This is a genomic window from Nioella sp. MMSF_3534 (assembly GCF_030732985.1).
In the GTDB taxonomy this organism is placed as follows: domain Bacteria; phylum Pseudomonadota; class Alphaproteobacteria; order Rhodobacterales; family Rhodobacteraceae; genus Nioella.
Genome location: NZ_JASHJX010000039.1, coordinates 1 through 14,384 on the forward strand (window position 1 = coordinate 1; position 14,384 = coordinate 14,384).

Genomic DNA, 14,384 nt, shown 5'->3' on the forward strand with positions numbered 1-14,384 from the left:
TCCTCGGGCGGGTCCACCGGGCGGGAAGGGCCGGTGGTGCATCTGGCGGGCGTGGTGTCGTCGCGGGTCTCGGACTGGATCAAGGCCGACGGGATCACCGGGCGCGACCTGTTGGGCTGCGCGGTGGCGGCGGCGGTGTCGGCCAGTTTCAACGCGCCGATTGCGGGCGCGCTGTTCGCACTGGAGGTGGTGCTGCGCCATTTCGCGGTGCATGCCTTCGCCCCGATCGTGATTGCCTCGGTTGCGGGCACGGTCATCAACCGGCTGGAATTCGGTGACATGACAGAATTTCACCTGGGCACCGACAGCGCATTGGAGTTTTACGTGGAGCTGCCGGCTTTCATGCTGCTTGGCCTGCTGGCGGGGGTCATCGCCGCGGTTTTCATGCGCGGGGTGTTCTGGGCGGAGGACCTTGGCAACGGCATCCAGCGGCGCACCGGGCTGCCGCGCTGGCTGCGTCCGGCGATTGCGGGGGCGTTTCTGGGGGCGTTGGCCATTGCTTTCCCGCATATCATCGGGGTCGGGTATGAGACGACCTCGGCGGCGCTGACCGGCGAATTGCTGCTGCATGAGGCCATTGTCTTCGCCATTCTCAAGGTCATTGCCGTTGGCATCACCATCGGGGGCCGTATGGGCGGCGGGGTGTTCTCGCCCTCGCTGATGATCGGGGCGCTGACCGGGCTGGCCTTCGGCATGATCGCCACGGGCATCTTTCCCGATGTGTCGGGGTCCGAGACGCTTTATGCGCTGGCCGGAATGGGGGCTGTTGCGGCGGCTGTTCTGGGGGCGCCGATTTCCACCACGCTTATCGTTTTCGAGCTGACGGGCGACTGGCAAACGGGGCTTGCTGTGATGGTCTCGGTGTCACTGTCGACCGCCGTGGCCAGCCGGATGGTGGACCGGTCCTTCTTCCTCACACAGTTGGAGCGGCGCAATATCCACCTCGCCGCCGGGCCGCAGGCCTATCTGCTTGGCATGTTCCGAGTGGCAAAGGTGATGCGCCCGCTGGATCACGACCGGACCGGCGAGAGCGAGGCGTTGCTGACGCTGGTGGACCAGGGCATCTACCTGGAGATGAATGCGACGCTGGAACGGGCCATGCCGGTCTTTGAACGCACCGGGCTGGACATCATCCCGGTGGTGACGCTGGCCCCCGGCGACGCCCCGCCGGCGCTGGAGGGCGCGCTTTATCAGGTCGATGCGTTGAAGGCGTATAACCGGGCGCTGGCGGCGACAGCGGCAGAGGAGCATAGCTGACGACGGCATTCATACATGATAGGTTTCGGGGCCTTTCAAGAAGATCATTACTGGAGGCCCGCCATGATCCGTGCCCTTCTCATTGCCTTCCTCACCATTGCCTGCGTCACGAGCGCCACCGCGCAAGACCGTTCCGCGCCGATCCTTGCGCTTCTGGACCGTCTGCCCCTGCCGCCCGGTGACGGGAGTATCGAGGTTGACTACGGCAATCCCGTCCCGGTTCGCGCCGCTGCGATGATGGCGGCGGCGCTTGGGCAGATGGATGACGACCCGATGCTGGCGCCGATATTGCGGGCGGCGCCCGTGTCACTTGCGCAGCGCATTGTGCTGGACAATGACAGCCTCGGGCAGACGCATGGGATCGACCTCTTCCAGGTCGAGCAGTTCGCGATGATGATGCAAGGGCAGCGCCGCACCGTCCTTCTGGACTTGCCCGAGGGACAGGGGGCCGGCGTGGGCCCGGCGCTCAGCGCGGCGGGTTTCGGCTATCAGGAGCAGCCGTTCCAGGGCCAGACCGTGTTCTGGCGTGGCGTGGACATGGAGACAGACCTGAGCCGCCGGGACGATTTCTTCGGCTATGGGTTGGGCCTGTCGTCACGGCTATGGCTCGACGGGGATCGGTTGGTTCAGACCGCGACCTGGCCAACGATGGCGCAGGCCATTGCCACGCCAGAGGGCTCGGTCGGGCAGCAGTCTGACACGCGGGCTCTTGTTTCGGTGCTCGACACCGGGTTGGACGCGCCCGGAGAGGTGGTTGCGCTGCGGCTCTATCTCAACCTGGGCTGGTCCGACACGGGCGGTCCCCTCATGGTCGCTGACCTGATCCATGGGGCGCAGGAGGGGGCGATTTTCGCGTTTGTCACCAATACTCTGGCCGAGGCTGAGCGCTATGCCGATGCTGCGCGGGCAAACTGGGAAAGCCTGCCGAGCAGCGTCACGCGCCGCACGATGGCAGAGATGTTCGGCAACGCCATGCAGGCAACGGCATTGGAGATCGACGGTACGGCAGTTGCCGCAATCTCTGTCCATGGTCCCCGTGACCGCGACAGCCCGTTTTGGAGAAACAGTGCCTTTCACAGGTTCAATCAGGTGCTGTTGATGCGCGATCTTGCCTGGTTGACGGACTAGCGCTCAGACTTTCTCGATGGCCACGAGGTTCGGGTAGAAGGCCAGGTAGCCCGCGATCTCGGCGGCCTCTTCGGTCGGGGCCTCGTAGCTCCAGGCCGCGTTCTTGATCACGTTCGACTTGGTCACGATCGAGAAATAGGCCGCATCTCCCTTGAACGGGCAATGACTGGTCTGTTCCGAGGCGTCGAGGAATGCCATGCCGATATCTTCACGGGGGAAGTAGATGACGGGCGGATAGTCGCCCTCGGTCAGTTCCAGCGCGTTCTTGGATTCCCCCAGAACGGCCCCCCCGGCGCGCACAACCCAGGTGCCCGCCGCTTTGCGAATCTTGATATGGCTTGTCATCTTTGTCCCTCTCCCTCGTCCGTAAACGCGTTTATCCCGGCATGATCTGCCGCTTGCCTGTAACAGGATGATGTCACAGCGGTGCCGTGGCCCGATCCAGCCAGTCTGCCGTATCGGCTGGCAGGTGCGATCGAAGTTTTTCGGCGGTTCGCGCATGATAGGCGTCAATCCACGCGATTTCGTCCCTGTTCATCGCATCTGCGTCAATCAGACGCCGGTCAATGGGCGCCCAGGTTATGGTGTCGAATTCCAGCATGCCGCGCGGGTCGCCGCCGGGCAGGGCCGGGGCCTCGCGCACCACGATCAGGTTTTCGATGCGAATGCCGAAGGCACCTTCGCGGTAGTAGCCCGGCTCATTGGACAGGATCATGCCCGGCTGCAAGGGCAGGGTGGAGACACGGGAAATCCGCTGCGGGCCTTCATGGACCGACAGATAGACGCCGACGCCATGCCCGGTGCCGTGGTCGAAATCCCGGCCTGCCTGCCACAGCGGCATCCGTGCGAGCGAGTCGAGATCACGCCCGGCGATCCCCTTGGGAAAGCGCGCGCGGCTGACGGCGATCATCCCGCGCAGCACCTGGGTGAAGGCGCTACGCTCGTCTTCACCTGGCGCCCCCACGGCGATGGTGCGGGTGATGTCGGTGGTCCCGTCCTCGTACTGTGCGCCGCTGTCGACCAGATAGATCTGCCCCGGGGTGACCTGCGCATTCGACGCCTCGGACACCCGGTAATGGGGCAGGGCGGCATGGGGACCGGCGGCGGAGATCGTGTCGAAGGAGATGTCCTTCAGCACCCCGGTATCCGCCCGAAACGCCTCCAGCCTGCGGGCGCAGTCGATCTCGGTCAGCTCCCCCTTCGGGGCCTCCGTGTCGAACCAGTGCAGGAAACGGGCAAAGGCCACCCCGTCGCGGATATGGGCGGTGGTGGTGGCCTTGATCTCGGCGGCCGTCTTGCGCGCTTTTGGCAGGATGCAGGGATCTTGTCCGGTGGCGATCTCCACCCCTGCCGCGTCCAGCACCATGCGCAGCTTGTGGGGCGCGGTAGCGGGATCGACGCGAACGGGGCCAGAAAGCGTGGCAAGCGCCGCCTCGAACGCATCCCAGTGTTTCAGCGTGATGTTCGGATCGGGGCCGAGCGCCTCGAACTTGGCCGGGTCGCTGAACAGGGTCACGTGGCCGCGACTGTCGATGATGGCAAAGGCCTGGACCACGGGCAGATGCGGCAGGTCGCCGCCGCGGATGTTGAGCAGCCAGCAGATGGAATCGGGCAGGGTCAGAACGGCGGCGGCCTGTCCCGCCTTGGCGAGGGCATCCGCGATGTCCCCCCGTTTCTCACCGGATTTTTTCCCCGCAATCTCAACAGGAAACCCGATTGCAGGCGCATTGGGGCGGACCGGCTGGTCGGGCCAGATCGCGTCCACCGGGTTCGCAATGGGCCGCAGCGAGATTTGGGCAGGCGTCAGGGCGGCCTCCAGCCGGTCAATCTCCTGGCTGGTATGCAGCCAGGGATCGAAGCCGATGGTGCCGCCCTTGGGCAGATGATCCTTCAGCCAGTGCTCCAGCGCGGTGTCGGGCCAGTTGACCGGGGTGAAATCGGACAGCGCCACCTGCTCCTTGACCTGCACCCGGTAGCGGCCATCGACGAAGACGCCCGCCCTGTCAGGCAGAACCGCGCAGAACCCCGCCGACCCGGTGAACCCGGTCAGCCAGGCCAGTCTCTCGTCCCGCGCGGCCACATATTCGCCCTGATGGGCATCGGCGCGCGGCACCAGAAAGCCCGACAGGCCCTGCGTCGCCAATTCGGTTCGCAGCGCTGCCAGCCGGGGCGGCCCCTGTTCGGGGCGGGTCGCGGAAGAAAAGCTCTGGAAACGGGTGGGGCTGGTATCGGTCATGGCGCGGAGCCTGCACCGGGGCGCGGGATTTGTCCATTGCTGCCGTAGCTCCTCAGGCCCATCACCTCACCAAAGGCATTCCCGTGCAACTTTACTAAAATTGTCTTTCATCTTGGCCAAAATACCTCGGGGAGCGCGAGGGGCTGGCCCCTCGCTCCTGTCCCGTCCACAGGCTCTGCCGGTCGCATGGGCGTGCTCAGCTTACCTTCTTCAATCCAAGGAACCGCGCCCGCGCGCGGGGGTCGCTGTCGAAGAGCGAGGCCAGCTGTTCCGTCATCGCGCCCGCCAGCTGCTCCGCATCGGTGATGGTCACCGCGCGGTCATAATACCGGGTCACGTCATGGCCGATGCCGATGGCCAGCAGTTCCACCGCCTTGCGTTTCTCGACCATGGCGATCACGTCGCGCAGGTGTTTTTCCAGGTAGTTCGACGGGTTCACAGACAGGGTGGAATCATCGACCGGGGCCCCGTCCGAGATCACCATCAGGATCTTGCGCTGTTCGCGCCGTGCCAGCATCCGGCGATGCGCCCATTCCAGCGCCTCTCCGTCGATATTCTCTTTCAGCAAGCCCTCTTTCATCATCAGGCCCAGATTGTCCCGCGTCCGGCGCATCGGCGCGTCGGCCTGTTTATAGATGATGTGGCGCAGGTCATTGAGGCGTCCGGGCTGTTGCTTGCGGCCCTCTGCCAGCCATTCCTCGCGCGACCGCCCGCCTTTCCAGGCGCGGGTGGTAAAGCCCAGAATCTCCACCTTCACGGAACAGCGTTCCAGCGTGCGGGCCAGAACATCCGCGCAGATCGCGGCAATGGAAATCGGCCGCCCGCGCATGGAGCCGGAATTGTCCAGAAGCAGCGTCACCACCGTGTCGCGGAAATCCATGTCCTTTTCGACCTTGAAGCTGAGCGGCGTCGTCGGGTTCGCCACCACGCGCGCCAGACGGCCTGCGTCCAGCACACCCTCTTCCTTGTCAAACTCCCATGACCGGTTCTGCTGTGCCTGAAGGCGGCGTTGCAGCTTGTTGGCCAGCCGCGACACAGCGCCTTTCAGCGGCTCCAGCTGCTGGTCGAGATAGGCGCGCAGGCGTTCCAGTTCCTGCGGTTCGGCCAGTTCCTCGGCCATGATCTCTTCGTCATGTTCGGTCGTGTAGACCGTGTAATCCGGGTCGGCCTCGGAATGGGGGGCAGGAGGCGGCGGTTCCAGCGGGGCCTCGCCCTCGGGCAGCTCGGTTTCCTCGGCCTCTTCCATGTCGCCCTGGTCGTCCATCTCGACCGAGGCCTGGCTGGCATCCTGCTGTTCTTCCTGGCTCTGCTCGGGCGAGGCATCGGCCTGATCGTCCTGATCCTCGTCGGATTCGCCGGTGGAATCGGGGTTCTCGTCGTCGTCGGCTTCCGCCTCTTCCTCGTTATCCTCGTCCATCTCGTCGGGGTCTTCGCCCAACTGGTCGCCATATCCCAGATCCTCAATGAGCTGGCGGGAGAGCTTGGCAAAGGCGGTCTGGTCGGACAGCACCTCGTCAAGATTATCGAGCGTATCGGCGCAGCGATCCTCGATGAAGCCGCGCCACAGCTCCATGACATTGGCGGCCTCTGGCGGCAGCTCGCGGCCCGTGGCGAGATGGCGGATCAGGTAACCGGCGGCCACGGCCAGCGGCGCGTCGGCGGCCTCTCGGATCTCGCCATAGCCCTTGCGGCGGGCCTCGTTGCCGATCTTGGCGTCGATATTGCCTGCGGTCCCCGGCATATGCCGCGCGCCCATGGCTTCGCAGCGGGCGGTTTCCATCGCGTCCATCAGGTCGCGCGCCATCTGGCCTTGTGGGGCGTAACGGGCGGCGGTGCCGGTGTCATGAAACTTGTGCTTCAACGCGAAGGCGTCCGCCGTGCCACGCGCCAGCAGAACCTCGTCCCGCGTCATGCGGCGGCTGATCTGCGGCAGGCGCACAGAGTCGCCCGTCTGCCCCGGCGGATCGACGGAATAGGTGACCCCAAGCTCGGGGTCGTCGGCCATCACGCGGGTGGTTTCGGCGAGGGCCTTCTTGAAAGGATCGGCGGGGTTGTCCGAGGGCTTTTTCATGTCCCTGTTATGCACCCGCACCGCGCCCGCGAAAAGGGGGGATTTCAGGGATTCCGCAGGGTTGGAGACAGCGCGGTCAAACAGGATGTCGCCCTCGCCCATGCACGGTCGTAGCGGGCGATCAGGTCGGCAGGCAGAGTTGCGTGATCCTCCTGCTCCAACCCGCGGATGTTGAGGATGCGCGGGGCAAGCTCCGCTGCGCAGGTCTCGGTCTCACAGGCGCAGGCGCGCTCAGCGAGAGCTTCCATGTCTGCGATCCGGGCATCTTCACGGCAGCCAGTCAGCAGAGTGAGGATGAGAATGTCCGCAATGGTCTTCTTCACGGCAGGTTGTCGAAGAACAGCGTCTGAACCGTCTGGCAGGGCGCTGGCAGGGCGGCGAAAGCCCCATGATCGCTGAGCAGCGGGGCGGGGCTGTCCAGTGTGCCCCTTTGCGCCACCGATTGTTCCGCCTCGCTTTCGGGATCGACCCAGGTGGCCTCGGCCCTCCAGTCCCCGCTGTCATAATCCAGCGAGCAGCTATAGCCGCCGGATGTGAACCGGTCATAGCTGGAATAGCCGAAGCCCTGCACCCGAAACGCGTCCTCTTGCCAGCCGATGCGCAGGGTCTGGAACCAGGGATGGCGCCCGATGCCGGACTGTTCGGAACGGAGCAGAACGGTGCGCCCCTCGCCCTCCTCCAGCGAGGGCGACATGCCCCACATGGACCCGTTATAGGCGGCATCGCGCAGAACCAGCAGCGGCGCGCCGGGATCGTCCTGCAACCGCCGGTCCGACAGGATCACCAGATCGGCGCTGCTCTCATCGTCGCGACTGGTCAGCAGGATCACCTGTTCGCAGCCATTCAAAGGGTGGATATCGACGCACAGGCTGTCGATGAGACGGGGCAGGGTGTCGGTTTCTGTCAGGCTCAGATCCTGGGCCGTGGCAGGCGATGCGAGCAAGGCCGCGAAGAGGGCGAGAAAACGCATGGGAATATCCTTGGGTCTTGGTGCTGAAAACGAGGGCAGCATAGCGACGCGGCCCCCGGTTTGTCAGCCCGTTCCCGCGCGCCTCAATCCTCGCCGGTCATGACCGCCGTGCAATCCTCGTTATCGGCCAGGTAGACCGGATCGTCGGAAAAGGCGTTGCGGCCCGCCTCGGCATTGGCGTCGAACCGCTGGCGATAGGCGTCCGAGAGCGCTTCCACCTCGCTGACAACCGCATCGCGGGCAGCATCAGGCTCCAGCCCTTCCTGTTCCATCGCGTCCGCGGCCGTCATCATCAGTAGCGCCACGATATTGTTGACCTGATCCTGCATGTCCTCGCTGATCTGGTCGCCCAGATAGGCCGCAGACGACGCATAGAAGGCCGCGCAGCGGGTGCCGATATAGGACATGGGCGCGCCGTCTCCGACCTCGACGCGCAGGGGCTGCATCTCTTCCTGGGCGAGGGCTGGCAGGGGCATCAGCAGGGCCAGCAGGGTCAGGGCGCGGATGGTCAACGGGCATCTCCGGGGTTTGGACATTTGGGGGATCATGACGGCAAAGCCTGCCCGCCGCCACCCCCAAGCCGTGATGACGCTTGCCTTCGCGGCGAGAGACCCGCAGAAGGGCGCCATGACCGCGCAGCATGTCTCCACCTTGATCCTTGGCGCCGGGGCCGCGGGCCTCATGTGTGCCGCCCATGCCGGGCCGGATACGCTGGTGGTGGATCATGCCAAGGCGCCGGGCGAAAAAATCCGTATCTCGGGCGGCGGGCGCTGCAATTTTACCAATATCTATGCGGGGTCAGAGAACTTCCTCTCGCAGAACCCTCATTTCGCGAAATCTGCGCTCAGCCGGTATACGCAGTGGGATTTCCTCGATCTGGTGAACAAGCACGGCATCGCCTGGCATGAAAAGACGCTCGGGCAGCTGTTTTGCGATGGTTCCGCGAAAGAGATCATCACCATGCTGCTGGCGGAAATGCAGCCCGCCGATCTGTGGTTGCGCACCGAGATCGGCGAGATCACCCATGATGGCAGCCGGTTCCATGTGGACCTGACGCGGGAAGGCCGCGCGGTGACCGTCACCGCCCAGAACCTGGTGGTGGCGACGGGGGGCAAGTCGATCCCCAAGATGGGGGCGACCGGGATTGGTTACCGCATTGCGCAGCAGTTCGGGCATAGCCTGACCGAGACGCGGCCCGGCCTTGTGCCCCTGACCTTCAACGAGGATCAGAAGGCCGCCTTTCGCCCCCTTGCGGGTAGCGCCGTGCCGGTGGTGGCAGGCTGCAATGGCGGCAGCTTTGAAGAGGCGATGCTGTTCACCCACAGGGGCCTCTCCGGCCCGGCGATCCTGCAGATCTCGTCCTATTGGCGGGAAGGGGACAGCCTGTCGCTGCGGCTGTGTCCCGGCACCGATCTTTATGATGCCTTGCGGGCGCGCCGTCAGACCGACGGAGCCAAGGCGCTGACCACGGTTCTGGCGGATTATCTGCCGCGCGCCCTGTGTCAGTTTCTGGCGGAAAGCTGGGGACTGGCGGGCAATCTGGCGGACCAATCTGACAAGGCGTTGCGGGCGCTGGTGGACCGGCTGGAAAACTGGCACCTGACGCCCACCTCTTCCGAAGGCTACCGCACGGCGGAGGTGACGCTTGGCGGGGTCGCCACCGACGGGATGTCCTCGAAAACCATGGAATCGCGTCTGCAATCGGGGCTCTTCCTGATTGGCGAAGTGGTGGACGTGACCGGCTGGCTTGGCGGCTACAACTTCCAGTGGGCCTGGTCGTCGGCTGTGGCGGCGGGGCGTGCCATAGCAACGCGCCCGACCATTGGCTGAGCCAACGACCGGGCGCTTGCGGGCGACCCCGCTCGGACAGGCCGCCCCGTCCGGGGATGCGATGCCCCAAGGGACAGGGGCTTTTCACGACGCGGTCGGAAGCGGGACCGGTTTTCCTGCCGGGGACAGATCTGACAGGAACCGCGCGTTGCATCCGTCGGTAGAGGACCGTCCCGGCCATGGATGGGGGCTGGCCGGGACGGGACGTGACCTGTCAGGCGCCGGGCAACAGCACCGTGTCGATCACGTGGATCACTCCGTTCGACTGCACCACATCGGCCACGGTCACCGTTGCGGTGCGGTTTTGCTGGTCGGTCAGGGTGATCATGCCGTCCTGCATCCGCGCGGTCAGAACGCAGCCGCCCACGGTCTGCACGTCATGCGCGCCGCTGTCATCGGCGATCATGCCCATGATGGCATCGGACAGGGCATTGGTCGCGACCACGTGGCAGGTCAGGATTTCGCGCAGACGTCCCATGTTCTGGGGCTCCAGCAGCGCTTCGACCGATCCGGCGGGCAGGGCTGCGAAGGCGTCATTGGTCGGGGCGAAGACGGTGAAGGGGCCGTCGCCTGCCAGCGTATCGACAAGGCCCGCATGCTGCACAGCAGCCACGAGGGTGGTGTGATCGGCGGAATTCACCGCGTTTTCCACGATATTCATCGTGGGGAACATCGCCGCGCCGCCGACCATCGGATTGCCGGTGGACGCATGGGATTCGGCGAGTGCGGCGCCCGAGGTCAGGCCGAGGGCCAGGAGGGCGGCGGTCAGGGTCTTGGGGGTCATGTGGTGGTCTCCTCTGATGTTGGACACGTCCGTTCCGGGACGCTCATCAGAAACCACGAGACAGCGGGTCATTAAGTTTCACAGCGTGGCCAAAAAAAGCTGAAAGAGGGCTCAAGGCCCTGAAATCAAGCCTGAATTTCCTCGATCACGCCAATGGCCAGGACGTCCCCCGTGGGCGCGCCGGTCGGCGATCCGCCGGGCGGTTCATCCGATACGGCCAGCACAGCCCCGGCAAACAGAGCGCGCAGGGGTTCCGGCACGGCGACTTGCGTTTCGGCCTCTGCCGACAGCAGGCCAAGCGAGACCGGGGCCGCGTCGCCCGCGATCAGCCAAAGCTCCTGCGCGCGGCCATCGGCCACGGAACCGGATTGGCGGCTGACGCGAAGCTGTCCGCTGTCGAGATCGAGCGCCGCGGCCAGTTGCAGACTGCCGTCCTCGGCGGCGATGATCGCGGTGAAGTCCGGCTCGTCACGGCTGCCCGGACCGCCGGTAAAGACCAGCACCGCCACCGCGACCAATCCCGCCATGGCCAAGGCCGCGGCCCCGCGCCAAAGCCCCGACCATTGCCAGCGCGAGCGGGCGTCATCGCGGAAGAGATGGGTCACCAGACGTGCCTCGACCGATGCGGGCGGTGTCACCGGCGCGACTTCCTGCTCGGCCATGGTTGCGAAACGCCGTTCCCACGCAAGGACTTCGGCGCGCAACGCGGGCTCCGACGCCAGCCGGGCCCGCATCTCGCGCGCTTCCGCATCCGGCAGCAGTCCAAGGACGTATTCCGCCGCCTTGCCGCTGTCGTCAGGGGATATGGTTGGCCGGTCGCTCATCGGCTGAGACAATCCTTCAGGGTTAGCAGGCTGCGGCGCAGCCAGGTTCGCATGGTGTTCAGCGGCACGTCAAAGCGCGCCGCCAGATCGGCATAGGTTTCGCCCTCCAGATAGGCGCCCCGCACCGCCGCCGCGCGGGATTGGTCCAGTTCTCCCAGGCAATCGGCGATGCGCCGCGCCTCTCCGGCCGCAATGGCCTGCGCCTCGGGGCCGGGGGCGGGATCGGCCACGACCAGATCGGGCTCTGCCGTATCCCCGCCGCCTTTCCGGGCGCGCAGCCGGTCGATGGCATGGTTGCGCGCAATGGTGATCAGCCAGGTCATCGGGCTGTGACCCGTGACCTTGTAGCGGTCTGCGCGGTTCCAGATCTTGATGAACACCTCTTGCAAGGCATCCTCGGCCTCGGCCCGGTCGTTCAAGACACGCAGGCAGATGCCAAAAAGTTTCGCGGAGGTCGCGGAAAAAAGCGCGCGGAAGGCCGCCCTGTCCCTGAGGACAATGCGGGCCAGCAGGTCTTCCAGATCGGTCTGCGCGCTCATCCTTTTTCAGTTAGCGCGTTTCCCTGAAGCAGCAATGAAAAAATCGCGCCGCCGCGGCACGGGGTCTGGGGCCTTGCAGCCCCCCGGAATATCGTGCAACACCAAGCGGCGGAGCCGAAGATACAGCGAGAAGGCACAAGAGCGATGGACAAGATTGTCAAACCCACCGAAGAAATCTCTGTCCGCGATGTGTTCGGCATCGACAGTGACATGAAGGTCAAGGGATTCGAGGAACGCGGCGACCGCGTGCCGGAAATCGACCCCACCTACAAGTTCGACCCCGACACGACGCTGGCGATTCTCGCAGGTTTCAGCCACAACCGCCGCGTGATGATCCAGGGCTATCACGGCACCGGGAAATCCACCCATATCGAACAGGTCGCCGCCCGCCTGAACTGGCCCGCCGTCCGCGTGAACCTCGACAGCCATATCAGCCGGATCGACCTGATCGGCAAGGACGCGATCAAACTGCGCGACGGCAAGCAGGTGACCGAGTTTCACGAGGGCATCCTGCCCTGGGCGCTGCGCAATCCCGTGGCCATCGTCTTCGACGAATATGATGCGGGCCGCGCCGATGTGATGTTCGTGATCCAGCGGGTTCTGGAACATGACGGCAAGCTGACGCTGCTGGACCAGAACGAGATCATCACGCCGAACCCCTATTTCCGCCTGTTCGCCACCGCCAACACCGTGGGTCTGGGCGACACGACCGGCCTCTACCACGGCACGCAGCAGATCAACCAGGCGCAGATGGACCGCTGGAGCCTCGTGGCGACGCTGAACTACCTGAGCCACGACGCGGAAACGGCGATCGTCCTGTCTAAAAGCCCCCATTACAACACCGCCGCCGGGCGTCAGACCATCAGCCAGATGGTGACGGTCGCGGACCTGACCCGGACCGCTTTCATGAATGGTGAGCTGTCCACCGTGATGAGCCCCCGGACCGTGATCAACTGGGCCCAGAACGCCGAGATCTTCCGCTCGGTCGGTTACGCCTTCCGCCTGAGCTTCCTCAACAAATGCGATGAGCTGGAGCGCCAGACCGTGGCGGAATTCTACCAGCGCTGCTTTGACGAGGAACTGCCGGAGAGTGCGGCCAGCATGAGCCTCGGCTGACAAGCCCCTGACATGACATGAAAAAGGCGGCCCCGGTGGCCGCCCTTTTTGTATCTGAAGGCTGAGCGCCGCTTACTTGAAGTTGCGGCTTTCCTTGATCTGGTCCCAGGCCCAGACCACCTCTTGCAGCTGTTCTTCCTGGCTGCGGTCGCCGCCGTTCATATCGGGGTGCAGCACCTTGATCAGCGCCTTGTAGGACTTGCGCACCTCGGCCTTGGTCCAGTGATCCTTGGCCTCCAGGATTTCGATGGCGCGGCGTTCGGTGGGGGGCAGACGGCGGCTGCCGGTAATGGATTTGCCGGGATTGCGGGTGGCGTTGCCGCCCAGAACCTGGTGCGGATCATCGACACCAAGCCGCGACCAGGCGCGTTCCTCCACCGATTTCTTGAAGCTTTTCGTGGGCCGGTCCCAGACCCGGTCGCGTTCCATCTGGGCTTCCATTTCGGCCTCGGTCGTGCCTTCGAAGAAGTTCCATTTCAGGTTGTATTCGCGCACGTGATCCTTGCAGAACCACAGGTAATCATCCAGCACGTCGGGCGATTTCGGCGCGCGGTATTGGCCCGGTTCTTCGCAGCCGTCATGCTGGCAGACGCGCTGAGATGTCTCGAACGCACCGGACATGCCACGCCGTCCGCCCCTGCGTTTCTTCTTGTCGGTGGAGACGCGCAGATCGAAATTGAATGGATCTTTGTCGGCCATTGGACACACCTTCTCGACTCGGAACAGGCAGTCTAAGGTTTTTCGCAGGGGATTGAAGGGGGAGAGACCAGAAAAATGACGCGATCGGAGAAAATCCGCGACCGGCTGGCACGTGCCTTTGCGCCGCGCCATCTGGAGGTGATCGACGAGAGCGAGAGCCATCGCGGACATGCGGGATATCAGGACGGCGGCGAGAGCCATTTTCGCGTGGTGATCGGTGCGGATGCGCTACAGCCGCTGTCCCGGATTGCCCGCCATCGCGCGATTCACAACGCGCTTGGCAAGGATTTGCTGAATGAAATCCACGCCTTGGCGCTGGTCATCCGGGTCTGACCCTATTCGGCCGCCGCCTCGCGCCGGGGCTGTTCTTCGTTGTCGGTTTCGTCGTCGGACAGGGCTGTTTCTTGCGTGTCCACATGCTCCGGGTCCGCGGTGTCCTGCTCGGGCGCGGCAAGGGCCAGCGGCTCTTCAGCCTCTTCGAGGGCCGGGGAAGCGGGATCTTCTCTGGCCTCTTCCAGCACCCGGCGGAAGACCAGCATGTTGTGGTAAACGGTCTGTTTGGACGCGAGGCCGGAGCGTTCCTCGGTGGGCAGAATATCGGCGCGGACATAGTCCCAGCCTTCTGCCCCAAGCTCGTTCATCACCGTTGACAGTGCCAGCGCGAAGCGGTCTTCGGCGCGTTTCACGCCCTTGGCCTTGAGGCCCCGGTTGGGGGCCGGAACCACCTTGTACTCAAATCTGGTCATGCTGGACCCTGACCCCTGAAGGCATTTCGGACAAAAGATTAACGGCTAAACCCCCGGCTGTAAAAGGGGCTTTGGCCGGGGCGAAATCGCCCGGCGCCACCCGTACACCGGGCGTACACCCCCTGTACACCCCCCGTGCATACAAACGGGCGCACAGGACCGGACAAGAAACTGATTAAGGGTG

At 64.7% G+C, this 14,384-nt stretch carries 16 protein-coding genes; 5 read left to right on the plus strand and 11 right to left on the minus strand.

Going from position 1 to position 14,384, the window contains the following annotated elements; translation table 11 throughout:
• A partial coding sequence (locus RBB16_RS15420) for a chloride channel protein (RefSeq protein WP_306047010.1) occupies positions 1-1,257 on the plus strand: 1,257 nt, incomplete at its 5' end.
• A gap of 63 nt (positions 1,258-1,320) precedes the next feature.
• A complete protein-coding gene (locus tag RBB16_RS15425) occupies positions 1,321-2,385 on the plus strand; it encodes a hypothetical protein (protein ID WP_306047011.1) in 1,065 nt (354 codons plus the stop codon).
• A 3-nt stretch (positions 2,386-2,388) separates the two neighbouring features.
• Here RBB16_RS15425 and RBB16_RS15430 read toward each other — a convergent pair whose 3' ends face one another.
• The 6 genes from RBB16_RS15430 to RBB16_RS15455 all read right to left on the minus strand — a co-directional run bounded on the left by RBB16_RS15430 (position 2,389) and on the right by RBB16_RS15455 (position 8,174).
• Entirely contained in the window at positions 2,389-2,730 is a 342-nt protein-coding gene (locus tag RBB16_RS15430; RefSeq protein ID WP_306047012.1) for a DUF427 domain-containing protein, read from the minus strand.
• A gap of 73 nt (positions 2,731-2,803) precedes the next feature.
• On the minus strand, positions 2,804-4,621 hold the full coding sequence (locus tag RBB16_RS15435) for an aminopeptidase P family protein (protein WP_306047013.1): 1,818 nt from the start codon (positions 4,619-4,621) through the stop codon (positions 2,804-2,806).
• A 196-nt stretch (positions 4,622-4,817) separates the two neighbouring features.
• Positions 4,818-6,692: a cobaltochelatase subunit CobT gene (gene cobT / locus RBB16_RS15440; RefSeq protein WP_306047014.1), complete on the minus strand. Its 1,875-nt coding sequence runs from the start codon at positions 6,690-6,692 to the stop codon at positions 4,818-4,820.
• A 44-nt stretch (positions 6,693-6,736) separates the two neighbouring features.
• Positions 6,737-6,940 carry a hypothetical protein gene (locus RBB16_RS15445; protein ID WP_306047015.1) on the minus strand — a complete coding sequence of 68 codons (204 nt, stop codon included), beginning with the start codon at positions 6,938-6,940 and terminating at the stop codon, positions 6,737-6,739.
• Positions 6,941-7,011: 71 nt separating this feature from the next.
• Complete coding sequence (locus RBB16_RS15450) at positions 7,012-7,662, minus strand: hypothetical protein (protein WP_306047016.1); 651 nt, start codon at positions 7,660-7,662, stop codon at positions 7,012-7,014.
• Between the two features lie 83 nt (positions 7,663-7,745).
• Positions 7,746-8,174 (minus strand): hypothetical protein, encoded by a 429-nt coding sequence (locus tag RBB16_RS15455; RefSeq protein WP_306047017.1) that lies wholly within the window; start codon positions 8,172-8,174, stop codon positions 7,746-7,748.
• 115 nt (positions 8,175-8,289) lie between these two features.
• Between RBB16_RS15455 and RBB16_RS15460 the strand changes: the two genes are divergently transcribed.
• Positions 8,290-9,492: an NAD(P)/FAD-dependent oxidoreductase gene (locus RBB16_RS15460; RefSeq protein WP_306047052.1), complete on the plus strand. Its 1,203-nt coding sequence runs from the start codon at positions 8,290-8,292 to the stop codon at positions 9,490-9,492.
• Between the two features lie 214 nt (positions 9,493-9,706).
• Here RBB16_RS15460 and RBB16_RS15465 read toward each other — a convergent pair whose 3' ends face one another.
• The 3 genes from RBB16_RS15465 to RBB16_RS15475 form a co-directional block, all read right to left on the minus strand.
• Entirely contained in the window at positions 9,707-10,276 is a 570-nt protein-coding gene (locus RBB16_RS15465; RefSeq protein ID WP_306047018.1) for a fasciclin domain-containing protein, read from the minus strand.
• 125 nt (positions 10,277-10,401) lie between these two features.
• Complete coding sequence (locus RBB16_RS15470) at positions 10,402-11,100, minus strand: anti-sigma factor domain-containing protein (RefSeq protein WP_306047019.1); 699 nt, start codon at positions 11,098-11,100, stop codon at positions 10,402-10,404.
• On the minus strand, positions 11,097-11,639 hold the full coding sequence (locus RBB16_RS15475) for a sigma-70 family RNA polymerase sigma factor (RefSeq protein WP_071690286.1): 543 nt from the start codon (positions 11,637-11,639) through the stop codon (positions 11,097-11,099). Before RBB16_RS15475 ends, RBB16_RS15470 begins: the two co-directional genes overlap by 4 nt.
• Positions 11,640-11,783: 144 nt before the next feature.
• On the opposite strand from RBB16_RS15475, the gene cobS reads away from it, so the two are divergent.
• The gene (gene cobS, locus RBB16_RS15480) at positions 11,784-12,755 is read left to right on the plus strand and encodes a cobaltochelatase subunit CobS (protein WP_306047020.1); all 972 of its coding nucleotides are present in this window, start codon (positions 11,784-11,786) and stop codon (positions 12,753-12,755) included.
• 72 nt (positions 12,756-12,827) lie between these two features.
• On the opposite strand, the gene RBB16_RS15485 is transcribed toward cobS, so the two are convergent.
• Positions 12,828-13,454, minus strand: coding sequence for a DnaJ domain-containing protein (locus RBB16_RS15485; RefSeq protein ID WP_071690288.1), 627 nt, complete (start codon positions 13,452-13,454; stop codon positions 12,828-12,830).
• A 75-nt stretch (positions 13,455-13,529) separates the two neighbouring features.
• Between RBB16_RS15485 and RBB16_RS15490 the strand changes: the two genes are divergently transcribed.
• Complete coding sequence (locus tag RBB16_RS15490) at positions 13,530-13,787, plus strand: BolA family protein (protein ID WP_306047021.1); 258 nt, start codon at positions 13,530-13,532, stop codon at positions 13,785-13,787.
• A 2-nt stretch (positions 13,788-13,789) separates the two neighbouring features.
• Here the strand turns inward: RBB16_RS15490 and RBB16_RS15495 are convergent, their stop codons facing one another.
• Positions 13,790-14,200 (minus strand): DUF4177 domain-containing protein, encoded by a 411-nt coding sequence (locus RBB16_RS15495; RefSeq protein WP_306047022.1) that lies wholly within the window; start codon positions 14,198-14,200, stop codon positions 13,790-13,792.
• Positions 14,201-14,384 lie beyond the last annotated feature (184 nt).

What these genes read in the sequence shown, in the direction of transcription:
- RBB16_RS15495 (WP_306047022.1), bottom strand. Translation starts at nt 14,200, where the DNA reads ATGACCAGATTTGAGTACAAGGTGGTTCCGGCCCCCAACCGGGGCCTC.
- RBB16_RS15460 (WP_306047052.1), top strand. Translation starts at nt 8,290, where the DNA reads ATGACCGCGCAGCATGTCTCCACCTTGATCCTTGGCGCCGGGGCCGCG.
- RBB16_RS15470 (WP_306047019.1), bottom strand. Translation starts at nt 11,100, where the DNA reads ATGAGCGACCGGCCAACCATATCCCCTGACGACAGCGGCAAGGCGGCG.
- RBB16_RS15485 (WP_071690288.1), bottom strand. Translation starts at nt 13,454, where the DNA reads ATGGCCGACAAAGATCCATTCAATTTCGATCTGCGCGTCTCCACCGAC.
- RBB16_RS15465 (WP_306047018.1), bottom strand. Translation starts at nt 10,276, where the DNA reads ATGACCCCCAAGACCCTGACCGCCGCCCTCCTGGCCCTCGGCCTGACC.
- cobT (WP_306047014.1), bottom strand. Translation starts at nt 6,692, where the DNA reads ATGAAAAAGCCCTCGGACAACCCCGCCGATCCTTTCAAGAAGGCCCTC.
- cobS (WP_306047020.1), top strand. Translation starts at nt 11,784, where the DNA reads ATGGACAAGATTGTCAAACCCACCGAAGAAATCTCTGTCCGCGATGTG.
- RBB16_RS15425 (WP_306047011.1), top strand. Translation starts at nt 1,321, where the DNA reads ATGATCCGTGCCCTTCTCATTGCCTTCCTCACCATTGCCTGCGTCACG.
- RBB16_RS15430 (WP_306047012.1), bottom strand. Translation starts at nt 2,730, where the DNA reads ATGACAAGCCATATCAAGATTCGCAAAGCGGCGGGCACCTGGGTTGTG.
- RBB16_RS15475 (WP_071690286.1), bottom strand. Translation starts at nt 11,639, where the DNA reads ATGAGCGCGCAGACCGATCTGGAAGACCTGCTGGCCCGCATTGTCCTC.
- RBB16_RS15445 (WP_306047015.1), bottom strand. Translation starts at nt 6,940, where the DNA reads ATGGAAGCTCTCGCTGAGCGCGCCTGCGCCTGTGAGACCGAGACCTGC.
- RBB16_RS15450 (WP_306047016.1), bottom strand. Translation starts at nt 7,662, where the DNA reads ATGCGTTTTCTCGCCCTCTTCGCGGCCTTGCTCGCATCGCCTGCCACG.
- RBB16_RS15490 (WP_306047021.1), top strand. Translation starts at nt 13,530, where the DNA reads ATGACGCGATCGGAGAAAATCCGCGACCGGCTGGCACGTGCCTTTGCG.
- RBB16_RS15435 (WP_306047013.1), bottom strand. Translation starts at nt 4,621, where the DNA reads ATGACCGATACCAGCCCCACCCGTTTCCAGAGCTTTTCTTCCGCGACC.